The 18,432-nt window shown below is 69.3% G+C and carries 16 protein-coding genes and 1 other RNA gene; 2 read left to right on the top strand and 15 right to left on the bottom strand.

Going from position 1 to position 18,432, the window contains the following annotated elements:
• Positions 1-65: 65 nt before the first annotated feature.
• From ftsA to rsmI, 15 genes are all read right to left on the bottom strand, one after another.
• A complete protein-coding gene (ftsA, locus tag AC3WP6_RS13745) occupies positions 66-1,301 on the bottom strand; it encodes a cell division protein FtsA (protein WP_492628178.1) in 1,236 nt (411 codons plus the stop codon).
• Positions 1,302-1,311: 10 nt separating this feature from the next.
• A complete protein-coding gene (locus AC3WP6_RS13750; protein ID WP_492628179.1) occupies positions 1,312-2,055 on the bottom strand; it encodes a cell division protein FtsQ/DivIB in 744 nt (247 codons plus the stop codon).
• The gene (locus AC3WP6_RS13755) at positions 2,052-3,098 is read right to left on the bottom strand and encodes a D-alanine--D-alanine ligase (RefSeq protein WP_492628180.1); all 1,047 of its coding nucleotides are present in this window, start codon (positions 3,096-3,098) and stop codon (positions 2,052-2,054) included. Before AC3WP6_RS13755 ends, AC3WP6_RS13750 begins: the two co-directional genes overlap by 4 nt.
• The gene (gene murC / locus AC3WP6_RS13760; protein WP_492628181.1) at positions 3,098-4,537 is read right to left on the bottom strand and encodes a UDP-N-acetylmuramate--L-alanine ligase; all 1,440 of its coding nucleotides are present in this window, start codon (positions 4,535-4,537) and stop codon (positions 3,098-3,100) included. Before murC ends, AC3WP6_RS13755 begins: the two co-directional genes overlap by 1 nt.
• Positions 4,534-5,673 carry an undecaprenyldiphospho-muramoylpentapeptide beta-N-acetylglucosaminyltransferase gene (gene murG / locus AC3WP6_RS13765; protein WP_492628182.1) on the bottom strand — a complete coding sequence of 380 codons (1,140 nt, stop codon included), beginning with the start codon at positions 5,671-5,673 and terminating at the stop codon, positions 4,534-4,536. Before murG ends, murC begins: the two co-directional genes overlap by 4 nt.
• Before the next feature lie 71 nt (positions 5,674-5,744).
• Positions 5,745-6,968, bottom strand: a complete 1,224-nt coding sequence (gene ftsW, locus AC3WP6_RS13770; protein WP_492628183.1) for a putative lipid II flippase FtsW — start codon at positions 6,966-6,968, stop codon at positions 5,745-5,747.
• 120 nt (positions 6,969-7,088) lie between these two features.
• Positions 7,089-8,189 (bottom strand): phospho-N-acetylmuramoyl-pentapeptide-transferase, encoded by a 1,101-nt coding sequence (mraY, locus tag AC3WP6_RS13775; RefSeq protein WP_492628184.1) that lies wholly within the window; start codon positions 8,187-8,189, stop codon positions 7,089-7,091.
• Positions 8,179-9,543: a UDP-N-acetylmuramoyl-tripeptide--D-alanyl-D-alanine ligase gene (locus tag AC3WP6_RS13780; protein ID WP_492628185.1), complete on the bottom strand. Its 1,365-nt coding sequence runs from the start codon at positions 9,541-9,543 to the stop codon at positions 8,179-8,181. Before AC3WP6_RS13780 ends, mraY begins: the two co-directional genes overlap by 11 nt.
• Entirely contained in the window at positions 9,540-11,027 is a 1,488-nt protein-coding gene (locus AC3WP6_RS13785; RefSeq protein ID WP_492628186.1) for a UDP-N-acetylmuramoyl-L-alanyl-D-glutamate--2,6-diaminopimelate ligase, read from the bottom strand. The genes AC3WP6_RS13780 and AC3WP6_RS13785 overlap by 4 nt, the downstream gene beginning before the upstream one ends.
• Positions 11,024-12,901: a peptidoglycan D,D-transpeptidase FtsI family protein gene (locus tag AC3WP6_RS13790; protein WP_492628187.1), complete on the bottom strand. Its 1,878-nt coding sequence runs from the start codon at positions 12,899-12,901 to the stop codon at positions 11,024-11,026. Before AC3WP6_RS13790 ends, AC3WP6_RS13785 begins: the two co-directional genes overlap by 4 nt.
• Positions 12,898-13,170, bottom strand: a complete 273-nt coding sequence (gene ftsL, locus AC3WP6_RS13795; protein WP_492628188.1) for a cell division protein FtsL — start codon at positions 13,168-13,170, stop codon at positions 12,898-12,900. Before ftsL ends, AC3WP6_RS13790 begins: the two co-directional genes overlap by 4 nt.
• Positions 13,167-14,075, bottom strand: coding sequence for a 16S rRNA (cytosine(1402)-N(4))-methyltransferase RsmH (gene rsmH / locus AC3WP6_RS13800; RefSeq protein ID WP_492628711.1), 909 nt, complete (start codon positions 14,073-14,075; stop codon positions 13,167-13,169). Before rsmH ends, ftsL begins: the two co-directional genes overlap by 4 nt.
• A 73-nt stretch (positions 14,076-14,148) precedes the next feature.
• Positions 14,149-14,595, bottom strand: a complete 447-nt coding sequence (gene mraZ / locus AC3WP6_RS13805; protein ID WP_492628189.1) for a division/cell wall cluster transcriptional repressor MraZ — start codon at positions 14,593-14,595, stop codon at positions 14,149-14,151.
• Positions 14,596-14,861: 266 nt separating this feature from the next.
• An RNA gene (rnpB, locus tag AC3WP6_RS13810) (RNase P RNA component class A) lies at positions 14,862-15,228 on the bottom strand.
• Positions 15,229-15,299: 71 nt separating this feature from the next.
• Positions 15,300-16,133 carry a 16S rRNA (cytidine(1402)-2'-O)-methyltransferase gene (gene rsmI / locus AC3WP6_RS13815; protein WP_492628190.1) on the bottom strand — a complete coding sequence of 278 codons (834 nt, stop codon included), beginning with the start codon at positions 16,131-16,133 and terminating at the stop codon, positions 15,300-15,302.
• Positions 16,134-16,202: 69 nt separating this feature from the next.
• Between rsmI and AC3WP6_RS13820 the strand changes: the two genes are divergently transcribed.
• Positions 16,203-18,059: a penicillin-binding protein activator gene (locus tag AC3WP6_RS13820; RefSeq protein WP_492628191.1), complete on the top strand. Its 1,857-nt coding sequence runs from the start codon at positions 16,203-16,205 to the stop codon at positions 18,057-18,059.
• Complete coding sequence (locus AC3WP6_RS13825) at positions 18,059-18,415, top strand: YraN family protein (protein ID WP_492628192.1); 357 nt, start codon at positions 18,059-18,061, stop codon at positions 18,413-18,415. Before AC3WP6_RS13820 ends, AC3WP6_RS13825 begins: the two co-directional genes overlap by 1 nt.
• Positions 18,416-18,432: the final 17 nt, after the last annotated feature.

Here is an 18,432-nt window from a genome sequence, read left to right on the forward strand (position 1 = left end):
CCCCACGGTGATGGGCGGGTTGCCCCGCCCGCGGCGTCACTTCCTGTGGCGCCTGAACCCTTGCGCTAGAACTCTTTGGTGAACCAGCTGCGCCACTTGCCCAGAAACCCGCCCACGTGGCCGAACGACGGCAGGCCGGCGTGCGCCGGCGCGCCGCGCCGCGCGGCCTGCAGCAGCAGGCCGACGCCAGTCGCGTGTTGCGGACTGGTGACCACTTCGCCCAACCCGGTAACACCCTGGGGCACGCCCAATCGCACCATCTTGTTGAAAATCTCCTCGGCCAGTTCGAGCGCGCCCTCCATCCGCGCGGCGCCCCCGGTCAACACCACGCCGGCCGCGAGCATGCTGTCGTAGCCGGAGGTGCGCACCCGGTCCTGCACCATCTCGAAGATTTCCTCGTAGCGCGCCTGCACCGTCTGCGCCAACGCCTGGCGCGCGAGCCGGCGCGGCGGACGATCGCCGACGCTGGGCACCTGGATGGTTTCCTCGGCCCGGGCCAGCGCCGCCTGCGCGCAGGCGTACTTGATCTTGATTTCCTCGGCGTGGGCGGTCGGCGTGTGGACGCCGTAGGCGATGTCGCCGGTCACCTGATCGCCGCCGATCGGCAGCGACGCGGTGTAGCGGATCGAACCCTGGGTGTAGATCGCGATGTCGGTGGTACCGGCGCCGACGTCGACCAGGCACACGCCGAGCTCGCGCTCGTCTTCGGTGAGCACGGCCTTGGCGCTGGCGACCGCGGCCGGCACCAGATCGTCCACCGCGAGGCCGCAGCGCTGGATCGCCTTGGTGATGTTCTGCACCGCGGTGGTGGCGCCGGTCACCAGGTGCACGTTGGCTTCGAGCCGCACGCCGCTCATGCCGATCGGTGCGCGGATGCCGTCCTGGCCGTCGATGCGGTATTCCTGCGGCTCGCGGTAAAGCACCGTGTGGTTGGACGAGATCTGCACCGCGCTGGCCGACTCCAGCACCTGGTCGAGGTCGCTGCGGGTCACTTCGTGATCGCGGATCGCCGCGCTGCCGCTCAGGTTGCGGGTTTCGAGATGGCTGCCGGAGATCGACGCCGTCACCGAGCGAATGTCGCAGCCGGCGAGCTGCTCGGCCTCGAGCACCGCCGCCTGGATCGAATTCACCGTGGATTCGATGTCGACCACCATGCCCTTGCGCATGCCGCGCGACTGGTGGGTGCCGACCCCAATCACCGTGATCGGCTCGTCCGGGCCGTATTCGCCGACGATGGCGGTGACCTTGGAGGTGCCCAGGTCGAGGCCCACCACAAGTTGTTTGTCGTTGCGCGTCTTCATGTGCATGGTCTCAGGAACGGCGCACCGCGGGAGGCGCCGCGGCGGGCGCGGCGGGTTGCGGCCAACGCACCGCGAATCCGTTCGTGTAGCGCAGGTCGGCGGACTGGAAACCGGCGTCGTGGCCGGCGATCAATTGCGGATAGACATCAAGGAAGCGGCGCAGGCGGGCGCCGGCCAGATCGCGGTCGCCGATCACGATGCGCGCGCCGCTGGTGGTGGTGATGCTCCAGCTGCCGCGCGCGGTGAGCGTCACGCCGTTGATGTCGAGATTGGTGCGGGTGAACGCCTTGCGCACGTCGGCGTAGAACGCGACCACCTCGGCCAGGTGGTCATCCGGCCCGGACAGGCTGGGCAGCGCGGCGGCATCGGCGGCATCCAGCGGCGCGCGGAACAACTGGCCCTGGCGGCTGATGAGCTCGTCGTGGTTCCAGCGCGCAAACGGCTGGCGCTCAATGATGCGCAACTGCAAGGTATCCGGCCAGCGCTTGCGCGCCTCCACCGATTCCACCCAGGGCAGCGCCGACACCGCGCGCCGCACGTCGTCCAGATCGAGCGCAAAGAACCCCTTGCCGAGCCGCGGCAGCACTGCGGCGCGCAGCTCCGGCATGGTCACGTGGCGAAACTCCGCCTGCACGGTGAGCTGGGTGATCGGCCAGCGCGCGCTGGCAAACCAGCCGCGCAGCGCACCGACGACCGGCAGCGCGATCAGCGCCGCCACCAGGCACCACACGACAAGGCGGAGGGTGCCTCTCATGGATGGCCTCCGCGGGAGGCTGGGGATTCGGGATTCGGGATGGGGGCTTGGGCAGCGCCGCCTGCAACCCCGATTCCCGATTGACCAGTCGCTGGTCCCGGACCCGCGAAGCTGGTCTCCAGCACCCGCCAGCACAGGGTCTCGTAGTCGATGCCGGCGGCGCGGGCGGCCTTGGGCACCAGCGAGTGCGAGGTCATGCCGGGCGCGGTGTTCACTTCCAAGAGCCAGTTGCGGCCCTGGCGGTCGCGCATCACGTCGACCCGCCCCCAGCCGCGGCAGCCCAGCGCGTCGAACGCCGCCAGCGCGAGCGCGCGCAGCTCCGCCTCGGCGTCGCCTTCCAGGCCCGGGCACAGGTATTGAGTGTCTTCGGCGACGTACTTCGCGTTGTAGTCGTAGAACGCGGCCTTGGGCACGATGTGGATCGACGGCAGCACCTCGCGGCCAAGGATGCCGACGGTGAGCTCGGCGCCTTCGATCAGGGTCTCCATCAAGAGGTCGCCGGGGTATTTCGCGGCGAGCGCCACGGCGGCGTCGAGGTCTTGGTCGGCGAACACGCGGGTCACCCCGACGCTGGAACCTTCGCACGCCGGCTTGACGATCAGCGGGTAGCCGATGGTACGCGCGGCCGCGTGCACATCGGCGCCGCGCGGCAGGGCGACGAACTTCGGCGTCGGCAGGCCGTGCGACAGCCACACGCGCTTGGCGCGCACCTTGTCCATCGACAGCGCCGAGCCGAGCACGCCGGAGCCGGTGTACGGCACGCCGAAGGCTTCGAGCACGCCTTGCAGCACGCCATCCTCGCCGCCGCCGTGCTGGCCGTGCAGGATGTTGAACACACGGTCGAATTTCTTGTCGCGCAGCGCATCGAGCACGCCGCCGATGCCGTCGACCGCCTGTGCATCGACGCCGCGCGCGATGAGCGCCGCCAGCACGTTGCGCCCGGAATCGAGCGACACCGCGCGTTCGCTGGAGGTACCGCCCATGACCACGGCCACGCGGCCAAAGTGGCCGGGATGCGGGATACGGGATGGGGGATTGGGCATCACGCGCCTCCCTTGGTCTTCAGTTCGCCGAGCTTCGCCAGTTCCACCGCGGCGGCACCGATGTCGCCGGCACCGAGCAACAGCAGCAGATCGCCGTCGTGCAGCAGCGCCGGCAAGGTGTCTTTCAATTCGCGCGGATGTTCGATGAACACCGGATCGACCTTGCCGCGCGCGCGCACCGCGCGGGCCAGCGCGCGGCCATCGGCACCGGCAATCGGCGCCTCGCCGGCGGCGTACACATCGGTCAGCACCAGCACGTCGACGTCGGCCAGCACGTTGGCGAAATCGTCGATGAGATCGCGCGTGCGGGTGTAGCGGTGCGGCTGGAAGGCCACCACCAGCCGACGCTCCGGCCAGCCGCCACGGGCAGCAGCAAACACGGCGGCGATTTCGCGCGGATGGTGGCCGTAGTCGTCGACCAGCAGCGCATGGCCGTGGTCGAGCGCGATCTCGCCGCGTCGATGGAAGCGTCGACCGACGCCCTGGAAATTCGCCAGCGCGCGCTGGATCGCCTCGGCCCCCACGCCCAGCTGCCAGCCGATGCTCGCGGCAGCCAGCGCGTTCAACACGTTGTGCCGGCCCGGCAGGTTGAGCGTCACCGGCAGCACCACGTCGGCGCCGGGCAGGTGCATGTCGAACTGCATCTGGAACCCGTGCTGCACCACGTTGGCGGCGCGCACGTCGGCGTCCTGCGCGGCAATGCCGTAGGTCATCACCCGGCGCGTGGTCGACTTGGCGAGCGCCGCCACTTCGGCGTCGTCGACGCACAGCACGGCGAGGCCGTAGAACGGCAGGCGATGCAGGAAACTCGCGAACGCCTGCTTCACCTCGGCAAAGTCGCCGTGGTAGTTCTCCAGATGATCGGCGTCGATGTTGGTGATCGCCGCGATCACCGGCGAGAGCAGCAGGAACGAGCCGTCCGACTCGTCGGCCTCGGCCACCAGGTATTGCCCGGTGCCGAGCCGCGCGTTGGCGCCGGCGGCGTTGAGCTGGCCACCGATGACGAAGGTCGGGTCGTAGTTGGCCTCGGCCAGCACGCTGGCGACCAGGCTGGTCGTCGTCGTCTTGCCGTGGGTGCCCGCGATCGCGATGCCGCGCCGGAAGCGCATCAGCTCGCCGAGCATTTCCGCACGCGGAATCACCGGGATGCGCGCGGCGCGCGCGGCGATCAGCTCCGGGTTCTCGGGATGGATCGCACTGGAGGTGACCACCACATCGGCATCGGCCACATACGCGGCGTCGTGGCCGACGTGCACCAGGATGCCGAGTCCGGCGAGGCGTTGCGCGGTCGGCGAGTTCGCCTTGTCCGAGCCCGATACGGCGTAGCCCAGGTTGTGCAGCACCTCGGCAATGCCGCTCATGCCGACGCCGCCGATGCCGATGAAGTGCACGCGGCGGAACGTGGTCATCAAGTCCTCGTGGGCGGACAGGCGTTTCATGCGGCCACCTCCATGCAGGCGCGGGCAATCGCCTCCGCGGCATCCGGTTTTGCCAGGGTGCGCGCCGCCGCGGCCATCGCCACCAGGTGCGCGCGGTCGTCCAGCAGCGCGCCCAGGCGCTGCGCCAGTTCATCCACGTTCAAATCGCGCTCCTGTATCAATTGCGCCGCGCCGGCAGCCACCAGCGCTTCAGCGTTGCGGGTCTGGTGGTCGTCCACCGCGTGCGGAAACGGCACCAGCACCGCGCCGAGCCCGGCGGCGGTGAGCTCCGCCAGGGTCAGCGCGCCGGCCCGGCAAACCGCGAGATCGGCCCACGCATAGGTGCCGGCCATGTCGTCGATGAACGGCACGATGCGCGCCTCGACCCCAGCCTGCGCGTACGCCGCGCGCGCCTCGGCTTCGCCGCGCTGGCCGGACTGGTGCAGCACTTCCGGCCGCCGATCATGCGGCAAGCGCGCCAATGCCCGTGGCAACGCCGCGTTCAAGGCGCGCGCGCCGAGGCTGCCGCCCAGTACCAGCAAACGGGCGCGCCCGGCGTGCTGCGCAAAACGTTCGGCCGGCGGCGTCAGCGCAGCGATCGCGCTGCGCACCGGGTTGCCCACCCAGGTGGCGCCCGGCAAGGTGTCGGCAAAGCCGGCAAGCACGCGCTGCGCGTAGCCGGCGAGCTTGCGGTTGGTGAACCCCGCCACACGGTTCTGCTCGTGCACCACCAGCGGGCAGTGCAGAAAGCGGGCCGCAACGCCGCCCGGCCCGGCCACGTAGCCACCCATCGACAGCACCGCCCGCGGCTTGCACTGGCGCAGCACCACCAGCGCGGAAAGCAGCGCGCGCGCCAGCATCCACGGCGCCGCGAGGCGTGTTTTCCAGCCCTTGCCGCGCAACCCGCCGACCGCAATCGCATGCAGGTTGATCCCGTGCGCCGGCACCACCCGCGTCTCCATCCCGCCGACTGCGCCGAGCCACGTCACCGGCACGCCCTGCGCACGCAACGCCTCGGCCACGGCAAGCCCGGGGAAGATGTGTCCGCCAGTGCCGCCGGCCATGATGAGGACGGGCCGGGATTCGGGATCCGAGATCCGAGATTCGTCGGAGCGCGGCGCGCGAACACTGGAACTTTCTTGATCCACACCAGACATCAAGGCAACGGCCTCGCCAGCTGCGCTCCGACGAATCCCCCATCCCCAATCCCGAATCCCGGCTGCGCGCGTCATGCGATCGCCCCCTCGTGCCGAGGCACTTCCACGCGCGCGACAGGCGGCACTCCCTGGCGGGCGGCTTCGCGGCGGGCGAGGGCGCGGTTGATCTCGAAGGTGGCGCGTAGCAGCACGCCGGCCATGGCGCAGGTGAGTACCATCGAGGAGCCGCCGTAGCTGATGAGCGGCAGGGTGAGGCCCTTGGTCGGCAAGGCGCCGAGGTTGACGCCGATCGAGACGATGGCCTGCATCGCCAGCATCAAGGCAATGCCGAACGCGACGTAGCCGGCAAACCGCTGTTCGACCTTGATCCCCTTGAGGCCCATGCGCAGGCCGCGCCAGACCACGATCGCGAACAGGCCCATCACCAGCAGCACGCCGGCCAGACCAAGCTCTTCGCCGATCACCGCAAAAATGAAATCGGTGTGCGCCTCGGGCAGGTAGGAAAGCTTGAGCACGCTCGACCCCAGCCCCACGCCGGTCCATTCGCCGCGACCGATCGCCATCAGCGACTGGGTGAGCTGGAAACCATCGGTGAACGGGTGCGCCCACGGGTCCATGAACGAGGTCAGGCGCTTGACGCGATAGCTCTCGCCGGTCGCCGCGATGTACAGCAGCGGCATCAGCGGCAAGCCCATCAGCGCCAGGTGCAGCGGGCGCGCGCCGCCCAGCCACACCATCGCGATGGTGACCGAAATCACCAGCGTCGCCGAGCCGAAGTCGGGTTGCGCGAGCAGCAGCAGCACCAGCACCGCGGCCACCACCAGCGGCTTGAACAGGCCGAGGAAACTGGTTTCGACACTGTCGCGATGGCGCATGAGGTAACTGGCGACGTACACCACCAGGATCAGCTTCACCGCCTCCACCGGCTGGAAACTGGTCACCACGAGATTGAGCCAGCGGTGCGCACCATTGATGCGCATGCCGATGAACGGCAGAAACACCGCCGCCAACAGCAACACGCCCAGCCCCAGCAGCGGAAAGGCGCGCCGTTCGAGCAGCTTCAGCTCGGTGCGCATGGCAATCGCCGCCGCGGCAACGCCGATCGCGAGGTAGAACAAGTCGCGCTTCAGGAAATAGAACGCCCCGCGCGCGCTGTTCTCCGCCACCGCGATCGAGCTCGAAGTCACCATCACCACGCCGATGCCGACCAGCCCGAGCAGCGCCAGCAGCAGCAGCAAGTCATAGCGACCCGGCGCATCGTCGCGGCGCGTGGCTTGAGAGGCGGCGTCAAGCATGGTCGCCTCCGGCACGGGATTGGGTTTGCGGGATTGGGGATTGGGCAAGGCGGGCACACGGGAGCGCCGCGGGCTTGCGCCCACGTATCCCGTATCCCGTATCCCGTATCCCGGCCATCATCACCTCACCTTGAGTGTTGCCAAGCCGATCAGCACGAGCACCACCGACATGATCCAGAAGCGCACGATCACCCGCGGTTCGGGCCAGCCCTTGAGTTCGAAGTGGTGGTGGATCGGCGCCATGCGGAACACGCGGCGGCCGGTGAGCTTGAAGCTCGCCACCTGGATCATCACCGAGGCGGTTTCCAGCACGAAGATGCCGCCCATCACCAGCAGCACCACTTCTTGCCGCACGATCACCGCGATACAGCCGAGCGCGGCGCCGATCGCGAGCGCGCCGACGTCGCCCATGAACACCTGCGCGGGATAGGTGTTGAACCACAGGAAACCCAGCCCCGCCCCGGCGAGCGCGCCGGTGACGATCGCCAGCTCGCCGGCGCCGGGGATCGCGGGAATGCCGAGGTAATCGGAGAACACGCGGTTGCCGGCGAGATAGGCGAACACGCCGAGCGCGCCGGACACCAGCACCGTCGGCATCGTCGCGAGGCCATCCAGGCCGTCGGTGAGGTTCACCGCGTTGGAGAAGCCGACGATGATGAAATAGGTGACGACGACGAAGAACCCGCCGAGCGGAATCACCACGTGCTTGAACAGCGGCACGTACAGCGAGGTTTCCGCCACCGGCAGGCTGCCGACCGCGTGCGGCGCGGTGAAATACAGGAATAGCGCCGCGGCCAGGCCGAACACCGACTGCCAGAAATACTTCCAGCGGCTGGCCAGCCCACGGCTGTCCTTCAGCACCAGCTTGCGATAATCGTCGTAGAAGCCGATCACGCCGAAGGTGAGCATCACCGCCAGCACGACCCACACGTAGCGGTTGTGCAGGTCGGCCCACAGGATCGAGGCGACGGTCACCGCGAACAGGATCATCACCCCGCCCATCGTCGGCGTGCCGGCCTTGGACAGGTGCGTCTTCGGGCCGTCGCTGCGCACCACCTGCCCGGCTTTCAGCACCGCCAGCTCGCGGATCATCGCCGGGCCGAGCAGCAGCGTGATCGCCAGCGCGGTGAGCGCGGCCATGATGCTGCGGAAGGTGATGTACTGGAACAGGTGCAGCGCCGTGAAGTGGCGCGCCAACCAGTCCGCGAGTTCAAGCAGCATCGTTAGCATCCCCCTTGCCGGCCGCTGCGAGTGCGGCGACGACTTCCCCCATGCCGGCCGAGTGCGAGCCCTTGATCAGGCAACTGACGCCGGCGTGGATCGTGCCGGTCAGTGCCGCGATCAGCGCCGGCTTGTCGGCGTAGCACTCCGCCCCCGCACCGAAGGCGGTGGCTGCCAACGCGCTGAGCGGGCCCACCGCGTACAGGCGGTCGATGCCGGCCGCCTTGGCCTTGGCGCCAACGGCCGCGTGCAAGGCGCGCTCGTCCGGCCCCAGCTCGGCCATGTCGCCGATCACCAGCCAGCGCTCGCCCGCGGCCAGCGCCAAGGTGTCGATTGCGGCTGCCATCGAACTCGGGTTGGCGTTGTAGCTGTCGTCGATCAGCGTCCAGCCCTTGCCGGTCGCGATCCGGCGCAGCCGCCCCGGCACCGCGCGCGCCTGTTCGAGGCCGGCGACGATGGTGGCCAACGGCACGTCGAGCGCGAGCGCAATGCTGGCCGCCGCCAGCGCATTCCTCACGTTGTGGCGCCCCGGCAGCGCGAGATCGACCTCGGTATCGCCCGCCGGCGTGCTGAGCAGAAACCGGCTGCCGTCGGCGCGCTCCTCGACGATGTCGGCGCCCACATCGGCCTTGTGCTCCAGCCCGAAACGCAGCGTGCGCCGCGCACCCGCCAATCCGGTGAAGAACCCCGCGAACGCATCGTCCGCATTGATGATCGCCGTGCCATCGGCCGGCAGTGCCTGGTACATCGCGCCCTTGGTCTCGGCAACGACCTCGACGCTGCCCATCCGCTCAAGATGCGCCGGCGCAATGAGGTTGACGAGGCCGATATCGGGCCGTGCGATGGCGGCGAGGTAGGCGATGTCGCCCGGCTTGCCGGCGCCCATTTCGAGCACCGCGTACTCGGCGTCCTCCGGCATCGACAGCAGGGTCAGCGGCAGGCCGATCTCGTTGTTCAAGCTGCCCTGCGTGGCATGCGTGCGGCCGTGCAGGGCGAGGATCGCCGCGGTCAGCGTCTTGACCGTGGTCTTGCCGTTGGAGCCGGTGATGCCGATCACCCGCGCATGCCGCTGTGCGCGCACCGCGCTGGCGAGGTCGCCCAGCGCGGCCTCCACGTTTTCCACCAGCACCTGCGAAAGCGGCGAGTCGACCTTGTGCGCCACCAGCGCCCCGGCCGCGCCGGCGGCCAGCGCCTGCGGCAGGTAATCGTGGCCGTCGACGTGCTCGCCCTTGAACGCGGCAAACAGGCCGCCAGGGACGATCTTGCGCGTGTCGATCGCGACCCCCGCCACCTCGGCGTCGGCGCCGACGAGGTGCCCGCGGGTCCACACGGCAATGGAGGAGAGTTTCATCATGCGCGCCGCTCCAAGGCCGCGCGCGCGACCAGCTGGTCGTCGAACGGATGCTTGCCGGTCGCACCCTCCTGATAGGTCTCGTGTCCCTTGCCGGCGATCACCACCGCGTCGCTCGGGCCAGCCTGCGCGATCGCACCGGCGATGGCTGCAGCGCGGTCGCGCTCGACCGTATAGGGATGTCCGTCGGCCATGCCGGCCACGATCTGCGCCACGATCGCGTCGCCGTCCTCGCCGCGCGGGTTGTCGTCGGTGACGATGGAAACGTCGGCGAGCCGCGCCGCCAACGCGCCCATCAGCGGACGCTTGCCGGCGTCGCGCTCGCCGCCGCAACCGAACACGCAAATGAGCTGACCGGCACAATGCGCGCGCACTGCGTGCAGCACCTTGTCCAGTGCGTCGGGCGTGTGCGCGTAGTCGACCACCACCAGCGGCAGGCCATGGTGGCCGCCAAGGCGGCTCATGCGGCCGTTCACCGGTTCGAGACCCTGCAACACCTGCACCACGCGGTCGAACGGTTCGTCCAGCGCGCCGAGGCAGGCGGCGACGGTGATGAGGTTGGCGACGTTGAAGCGGCCGATCAGATGGCTGCGCACCGAGTGCCGTCCCCATGGTGTGCGCAGGCTGAAGGCCAGGCCCTCGGCCGAGGTCACGACGCCCTCGGCGGCAATCTCGGCCGCCGCTTCGCCGCTGGCACTCAGACGCAACGCGCGTACATCGGGCGCGAGGCGTTCGAGCAGTTGCACACCAAACGCGTCGTCGCCGTTGATCGCCGCCGCGCGCAACCCCGGCCACGCGAAGAGCTTCGCCTTGGCCGCGCCATAGGCCTCCATCGTCTTGTGGTAATCGAGATGGTCGCGGGTGAGGTTGGTGAATGCGGCGACCTCGAAATCGACCGCGCCAACCCGGCCCTGGTCGAGCGCGTGCGAGGAGACCTCCATCGCCACGTGGGTGGCGCCGGCGGCGCGGAATTCGGCCAGCAGGCGATGCACGCTGATCGCATCCGGTGTGGTCCGCGCGCCCGCCGTCAGGTGTCCATGCAGCCCGGTGCCCAGGGTGCCGATGGTGGCGGTGCGGTGGCCGAGCGCGGTGAGCGCCTGCGCCAGGAGCTGCACGGTGGAGGTCTTGCCGTTGGTGCCGGTGACGCCGACGATGCGCAGCGCTTCGGCCGGGCGGTCGTAGAAGCGCGCGGCGATCTCGCCGAGGTGCGCGTGCAGGTGGTCGATCCACACCACCGGCACGCCGATTGCCGGCAGCTCCAGCGCGGGCGCCTCGGCCAGCACCACCACCGCGCCACGCTCCACCGCGCCATCGGCATACGCCGCGCCGTGGCCGTGCGTGCCGCGCAGGGCCACGAACGCCTGGCCGCGACCGACCTGACGCGAATCGAGGCTGAGCCCGGACACCACCATGCGCGCCGCCGCCGGCTGCGCCGCCAGTTGGGCGTCGGCGATGCCCAGCAGCAGCTGGTCGAGATGCCCGCTCATGGCTTGCCTCCGAGCGTGGGCGCCTCGTCGATCGGCGCCTCGTGCGCCGCGTTGTCCACCGCCGGCGCGGGCAGCGCCGAAGCCGGCGCGGTCGGGTTGCCGACCAGCCCGCCGTTGCCCTGCAACGGACCGCCGACATACCAGCGGCCGATGTTGTCCGGCGGGATGTCAAGCAGACGCAACGCGCCACCAAGCACCGCGGAAAACGCCGGCGCCGCCACCAGCCCGCCGAAATAACCGTACTGGCTCGTCGTGCCGGTGATGACCACCGCGCCGACCAGCCGCGGATGGCTCGCCGGCACAATGCCGATGAACAGCGAGTTGTAGGTGTTGGTGGAATACCCGCCCGCGATCGCTTGGTGCGAAGTGCCGGTCTTGCCGGCCACGCTGTAATTGGCGATGCGCCCGCGCGAGCCGGTGCTGCCCGGGCCGGTGACGGTTTCCAGCATCGACACCAGCTCGTGCGCGACCTGCGGCGAAACGATCTGCTTGCCGGGGCTGTCGTCGCCCTTGATGAAGGTGGGCGTATGCAACACGCCGTTGTCGGCGATGGTGGCGTAGGCGTTGGCCAGCTGCAGCGGGGTCACGTTGACGCCGTAGCCGTAGGCCATGATCGCCTTTTCCAGCGGCCGCCAGTCGCGCCCCACCTTGAGGTAACCCGAAGCCTCGCCGGGAAAGCCGCTGCCGCTGGAGTTGCCGAGCCCGAACGCGCGATAGGTGTCGTACATGAGCGGCGTGTCGAGGCTCATCGCGATCTTCGCTGCGCCGACGTTGCTCGAACGGGTGATGACGCCGGTCGGGGTCAGCAGGCCATTCGGATCGTCGTCGCGGATGTCGTGGCCGTAGAAGTACCAGTGGCCGTTGCCGGTATCGACGATCGGGCTGGTCGGGGTGTACTTGCCGCTGGACAGCGCCGCCGCCAGCGTCAGCGCTTTCATCGTCGAGCCCGGCTCCACCACGTCGGTGACCGCGCGGTTGCGCCGCTGCCCCGGCTTGCTGTCGGCCACCGCATTCGGGTTGAACGTGGGCAGGCTCGCCATCGCCAGCACCTCGCCGGTGTGCACGTCGAGCACCACGATCGAGCCGGCGGCGGCATGAAACTTGTCCAGCGTGTTCTTGAGCTCGTTGTAGGCGAGAAACTGGATGCCGCGGTCGATGCTGAGCGTCAGGTTCTGGCCCGGCTTGGGCGCCCGCACCTGTTCAAGATCCTCGACGATGTGGCCCTTGCCGTCGCGGATCACGCGCTTGGCCCCCGGCTTGCCGGCAAGCCAATCGTCGTAGGCCAGCTCCAGACCTTCCTGGCCGTGGTCGTCGATATTGGTAAAACCGAGGATGTGCGCGGTGACTTCACCCGACGGGTAAAACCGCTTGAACTCGCGCTGGCCGTTGACGCCGGGAATGTCCAGCGCCAGCACCGCCTGCGCCGCCTCGGGCGCCATCTGGCGGCGCAGGTAGACGAACTCGCGGTTGGCGCGCGCTTCGAGGTATTGGCGGATGTCCGCCACGTTGCCGCCGATCGCCTGCGCCAGCGCCGGCAAACGGTCATCGTTCGCCAGCAACTCTGCCGGGTTGGCCCAGATCGAGGTGACCGGCGTCGATACCGCCAGCGGCTCGCCGTTGCGGTCGAAAATGGTGCCGCGCGAAACCGGGATCGGCACCTCGCGCAGAAACCGCGCATCGCCCTGCTTCTGGTAGAACTGCTTGCGCACCACCTGCAGGTCGAACGCACGCGCGGCGAGGCCAAGCGAAGTCAAGCCCAGCAGCACCGCCACCACCGTCATGCGGTGCTGCACATTCGGGCCGCCACCATGGCGGCGGTTGCTCGCCGGGCTGCCGTGCAGGAGACGGGCGATGGCGTGCTCGCGCCAGCTCATCGGTGCAACAACCGGATGTCTTGCGGGCGCGGATCGAGCATGCCGAGCTGCTTGCGCGCCTCCTCGTCGATCCGCCGCGGCTCGGCAAAGGTCGCCTGCTCCAGCTCCAGCCGGCCAAACTCGATATTCATTTCGTCGCGCTGGTTTTGCAGCGCCGTCAGCTTGACGAACAGTGCGCGGCTTTCGTAGCGCGCCCACACCACGCCGATGGCACTGGTGATCACGGCGGCGAACAGCGCCAGCAGCAGGGTGAGCTGCAGCGCCTTCATGCTGCCTCCCGGGCGGGCAGCTTTTCCGCCACGCGCAGCACCGCCGAGCGCGCGCGCGGGTTGCGCGCCAGCTCGGCAGCCGAGGGGAACCGTGCCTTGCCGACCGCTGCCAGCTCGGCCACCGGGGCGGCGCGCGGCGGCGCACGGCGACTGCCCTGCACACGGCCGGAATGGTCGCGAATGAATTGCTTGACGATGCGGTCTTCGAGCGAGTGGAAGCTGATCACCGCCAGCCGGCCGCCCGGCGCCAGCCGGGCCAGCGCGCCCGCCAGCCCGCGCTGCACGGCATCGAGCTCGCCGTTGACCGCAATGCGCAGCGCCTGAAAGCTGCGCGTGGCCGGATGCTTGCCCGGTTCGCGCCGGCCGATGGTGGCCTCGATCAACGCCGCCAGTTCGCCGGTGCGCGTGATCGGCACCGCGCCGCGGCGCTCGACGATGGCGTGCGCGATCTTGCGGCTGAACCGCTCCTCGCCATAGCGCCACAGGACGTCGGCGATGTCGCGCTCGTCGGCGCGGGCGAGGAAATCCGCGGCGCTTTCGCCGGCCGTGGTGTCCATCCGCATGTCGAGCGGCGCGTCATGCATGAAGCTGAAACCGCGCGCGGCGTCGTCCAGTTGCGGCGAGGAGACGCCGAGATCGAGCAACACGCCATCCAGGCCTGCGGCGGTCGCGTCCCAGTCGGCGAGGTCGGCAAAATTGGCATGCCGGATCGCCACCCGCGGGTCGCCGGCAAAATCCGTCTGCGCGGCGGCAATCGCCTGCGGGTCGCGATCCATCAACAGCAAGCGTCCGCCGGGGCCGAGGCGTGACAGCACGGCGCGCGCATGTCCGCCGCGTCCAAACGTGCCATCCAGGTACCGCCCGCCTGCCTGCACGGCAAGGCCCTCCACCGCTTCTTCCAGCATCACCGGGATGTGCTGCCACTGCGTCACGCCGCACCTCCCGCCCAGTCAAGCACGCACTCGGCCGCGCGCCGGCTCAGAGCGCCAGCGCCGCCATGTCGTCGGTGATCTCGTCTTCGCCGATGGTCTGGCGGATCTTGGCCAGGTGAGCCTGCTCGCTCCACAACTCGAACTTGTTGCCCATGCCCAGGAGAACCGCCTTCTTCTCGATGCCGGTGGTGGCCCGCTGGCTGGCGGGCAGCAGGATGCGTGCCGCGCCGTCGGGCTCGACCACCGTCGCCGCACCGACCAGCTTCATCTGCAGATCGCGATGCGCCTTCACGACTTTGGGGAGCTGGTTGACCTGATCGCGCACCGCTTCCCACTCCGCGTAGGGAAACAGCCACAGGCAGCCCGGCTCGAAGGGGTTGTAGGTCACCACCAGCCGGTTCGCGCAGGCGCCCGCCACCAACTCGCGGTAGGCGGTTGGTATGGCCAAGCGGCCCTTGTCGTCGACAGTGATGGCGGTCTCGCCTTGGAACACGGGTCGGCTCCACTAAAACCCACGATTTCACACTGTTTGCCACCTTAGTCTCGCCAAGTGAGACTGTCAAGGTGTTTTTGCTTGTGAATCAATGGGAAAGACGCACCTGCTCAGTATTTCCAGCACTTCCTGAGGAACGTTTTAGAGGTGCTTGAATGCAGTCGCTTTTTTATGAACCATGGCGATGCCGTGGTGGGGATGCCACCTGAACCGCCCGCACCGCCGCGGCTTCCGGCGCATGCCTGCGCCGGAAGCCGTGATGGATGAGGTGGAGTCGGCCGATAAGCCGGGTTCTGTGCGCCTCGCGGCGTGACAGTCATTCCTCTCGGCCAGGCGTCGCCGCCTGGCTCCAGCAACCTACCCGGGGACGACGCGGGCCACGCCAATGTCCCCCTATTTGGTCTTGCTCCGAGTGGGGTTTGCCGTGCCGTGCGGCGTTGGCCCCGCACGCGGTGCGCTCTTGCCGCACCCTTTCACCCTTGCCACGCGCACCCGAAGATGCCGTTCGGCGGTCTGCTCTCTGTTGCACTTTCCGTCGGCTCACGCCGCCCAGGCGTTACCTGGCACTCTGCCCTGTGGAGCCCGGACTTTCCTCGACGCGCTCGCGCGCGACGCGACTGTCTGGCCTACTCCGCTGACCATTGTAATGGCTGGGATTCGGGATTTGGGATACGGGATTTGGAGAGGCGCACCTGCGGAAACCATCACGACTCATATAGCGCCTTGCGCGGCGCGCCGCTGATCGCCGCCGCCAGCTTGGCGGCCTTGGCCGGTGACAGCTCTTCGCGCAGGATGGCGAACACGCGGCGGCCTTCGACGAGTTTCGCATCGACGTCGGCTTCGTCGGCGTGGCCGGCGACGAGGATCACGCATTCCCCACGCTGCTGGTCGGGGTCGGCTGCGACTCGCTCGGCGAGCGCGGCAAGCGGCTCGCCAAGGACGGTTTCGAACACTTTGGTCAACTCGCGCGCCAGCACCGCCTCGCGCTCACCACCGAACACGTCGCGCAGGTCGGCCAGGCTCTCGGCGATGCGGTGCGAAGATTCATAAAAGATGAGGGTGCGCGGTTCGCCGGCCAGCGCCTGCAAGCGCGCCCGCCGCGCGGCGGATTTCGGCGGCAGAAAACCTTCGAACACGAAGCGGTCGCTGGGCAACCCGGCCACCGACAACGCGGCGATCGCGGCGCAGGCGCCGGGGATCGGTGCGCAGCGGATGCCGGCGGCACGCGCGGCGCGCACCAGGCGGAAACCGGGGTCGGACACCAGCGGTGTGCCGGCATCCGAAATCAGCGCCACCGATTCGCCCTCACCCAGGCGCCGCACCAGGGCCGCCACGGCCTCGCGCTCGTTGTATTCGTGCAGCGCGACCAGCGGGGTATCGATGCCGTGGTGCATCAGCAACGGTCGGCTGTGGCGCGTGTCCTCGGCGGCAATCACCGCCACGGCGCGCAAGGTCGCGATCGCGCGCGCCGAAAGATCGTCACGATGGCCAATCGGTGTTGCAACGACCCACAGGCAACCGGGCGGGACAGCGGACATGCACAAGCTCCAAAAAAGCGATCCGCTATCATCGCCCATTCGTCGCCCATGCCGACAAGGAGGCTCTCGATGCGCCCGTTTTCCGTGATCCGGCCGCTGGTCGTGCTGCTGACCTGCCTGCTGATGCTGAGCGCCTGTGCGCTGGTCGCCACGAAAACCTCGCCGGAGGAACTGGCCGCCGCACAAAGCGCGGCAATGCTGGCGCGCCAGGGGCAACTGGACCAGGCCGCGCGGGCCTACCTGGTGTTGGCCGACCGCTACGGCGGCAACGCCGACCACTACCGCGTGCTGGCCGCCGACGCGTGGAGCGGGAGCGGCCATATCGACACCGCGGCGCCGGTACTGGCCAGGATTCGCCGCAACAACCTCACCGGCAGCGACCCGGTGCGTCTGGATCTGCTGCGTGCCAACCTCGCCCTGCACCACCACGACGCCGCCACCGCGTTGCGCCTGACCACGCAGCCCACGGTGGCAGTGCCGGACGACCTGCAACTGCGGCTGTACGAATTGCGCGCCCGCGCGCTTACCGCCACCGGCGACCGCTGGGGCGCCGCCCGCACACGCGCCGAAATGGACTCGCGGCTGCACGGCCTCGACCGCGCGCAAAACCGCAGGGCGATCGTGCACGAACTGACCGCCCTGGGCGTGGGCCCACTCAAGCAACGCGCCGCCGCGATGCAGCCGGGCGACCGCATGCTGCCGTGGATCAACCAGGCCCTGCAGCAACTCGGTGTCGCCGTGGCGCAGCCACAGCCCACGCTCAACCAGCCGGTCGGCACCTTGCTGCCCGGCACCGGCGCGGACGTGCGCGAGGGCTACCGGATGCCGGCACACGTAGCCTTGCTGCTGCCGGAAAGCGGCGCTTTCGCCGATGCCAGCGAAGCCATCCGCGAGGGCTTTTTTGCCGCCTACGCCGAAGCGGCGCGCAACCACGCGCCACGTGCATCAGTGCGCATCTACGACACGCTCGGCACCACCTCTGGCGCGGTCGGCGCCTACCAGCAGGCCACCAAGGATGGCGCGCAACTCGTGGTCGGCCCGCTCACCCGCAACGCCGTCGCCGCCGTGTTTGCGTTGCCGCAACTGCCGGTGCCGGTGCTGGCGCTGAACCACCCGGACGACAAGCAGTTGCCAGCGAGCGAGGCCAGCGAGTTCGGGTTGTTGCCGGAAACCGAAGGCGCACAGGCCGCCGACCACATGGCCGAGCGCAACCTGCTGCAGGCCTACGTGATCGTTTCCAGCGACGACTTTGCCCAGCGCGCGGCGGCCGCGTTCAAGGCCGAGATGGCAGCCCGTGGCGGCAACGTCGCCGGCATGGCGACACTGCCCACCGGCAGCGTCAACTACACCAGCACGATCGCCCAGCTTGGCGCGAATGGCGCCGGTGACGGTGCCGGCATCTTCATCAGCATGCGCCCGGCACAGGCGCGCCTGCTGGTGCCGCAACTGCTGACGGCCAAGATCACCCTGCCGGTGTTCGCCACCTCGCACGTCTATGCCGGCAACGACAACCCCACCGCCGACAACGATCTCAATGGTGTCGAGTTTCCCGACGCGCCGTGGCTGTTCGACGCCCAACCCGGCCTGCCGAAACATGCCGATGTCGCCAACCTGCTGCCCGCCGCGCGCGATGCCGGCGCGCGCTTGTTCGCCTTCGGCATGGATGCGTGGAACCTCGTGCCCTACCTGCACTGGTTGCGCGACCACCCCGGCAGCTACCTGCCCGGTGCCACCGGCCAGCTCACCGCCGACGAGTTCGGCCAGATCCGCCGCGTCATGACCTGGGCCAGATTCGACAACGGCGTCGCCCGCCCACTCAGCGACAGCCTGCAGGTCGACAACGCGCCGGCCCCCGCGGGCACCAGCCCGACGCCGGCCACCCCGGCGCCGGCAGGCAGCGCCGCCGCCCCGGCCGGCGCCGGCTGATGCGCGAGCGTGGCGCCCGCTTTGAACAGCGCGCCGCCACCGAGCTGGAGCGCGCCGGGCTGAAAACCCTGGCCCGCAACTACACCACGCGCCACGGCGAGCTCGACCTCGTCATGCTCGACGGCGCCACCGTCGTGTTCGTTGAAGTGCGCCAGCGCGCGCACGCCGAGCACGGCGACGCGCTCGCCTCGATCACCCGCAGCAAGCGCGACAAGCTCATCCGCACCGCCCAACTGTGGCTCGCCGCCAACCCGCCCCACGCCCACCGCACCTGCCGCTTCGATGTGGTGACGTTCGACGGCAGTGCCGACGCCGCGCGCGGGCACTGGCTGCGCGCGGCGTTCGAGGCGGATTGAAGCGCCGAGGCATTATT

The organism is Rhodanobacter sp. FW106-HT46G03 (genome assembly GCF_058789895.1).

Coding starts and splice junctions, on each gene's coding strand:
- ftsA (WP_492628178.1), bottom strand. CDS start 1,301: ATGAAGACGCGCAACGACAAACAACTTGTGGTGGGCCTCGACCTGGGC.
- AC3WP6_RS13750 (WP_492628179.1), bottom strand. CDS start 2,055: ATGAGAGGCACCCTCCGCCTTGTCGTGTGGTGCCTGGTGGCGGCGCTG.
- AC3WP6_RS13755 (WP_492628180.1), bottom strand. CDS start 3,098: ATGCCCAATCCCCCATCCCGTATCCCGCATCCCGGCCACTTTGGCCGC.
- murC (WP_492628181.1), bottom strand. CDS start 4,537: ATGAAACGCCTGTCCGCCCACGAGGACTTGATGACCACGTTCCGCCGC.
- murG (WP_492628182.1), bottom strand. CDS start 5,673: ATGTCTGGTGTGGATCAAGAAAGTTCCAGTGTTCGCGCGCCGCGCTCC.
- ftsW (WP_492628183.1), bottom strand. CDS start 6,968: ATGCTTGACGCCGCCTCTCAAGCCACGCGCCGCGACGATGCGCCGGGT.
- mraY (WP_492628184.1), bottom strand. CDS start 8,189: ATGCTGCTTGAACTCGCGGACTGGTTGGCGCGCCACTTCACGGCGCTG.
- AC3WP6_RS13780 (WP_492628185.1), bottom strand. CDS start 9,543: ATGATGAAACTCTCCTCCATTGCCGTGTGGACCCGCGGGCACCTCGTC.
- AC3WP6_RS13785 (WP_492628186.1), bottom strand. CDS start 11,027: ATGAGCGGGCATCTCGACCAGCTGCTGCTGGGCATCGCCGACGCCCAA.
- AC3WP6_RS13790 (WP_492628187.1), bottom strand. CDS start 12,901: ATGAGCTGGCGCGAGCACGCCATCGCCCGTCTCCTGCACGGCAGCCCG.
- ftsL (WP_492628188.1), bottom strand. CDS start 13,170: ATGAAGGCGCTGCAGCTCACCCTGCTGCTGGCGCTGTTCGCCGCCGTG.
- rsmH (WP_492628711.1), bottom strand. CDS start 14,075: ATGCTGGAAGAAGCGGTGGAGGGCCTTGCCGTGCAGGCAGGCGGGCGG.
- rsmI (WP_492628190.1), bottom strand. CDS start 16,133: ATGTCCGCTGTCCCGCCCGGTTGCCTGTGGGTCGTTGCAACACCGATT.
- AC3WP6_RS13820 (WP_492628191.1), top strand. CDS start 16,203: ATGCGCCCGTTTTCCGTGATCCGGCCGCTGGTCGTGCTGCTGACCTGC.
- AC3WP6_RS13825 (WP_492628192.1), top strand. CDS start 18,059: ATGCGCGAGCGTGGCGCCCGCTTTGAACAGCGCGCCGCCACCGAGCTG.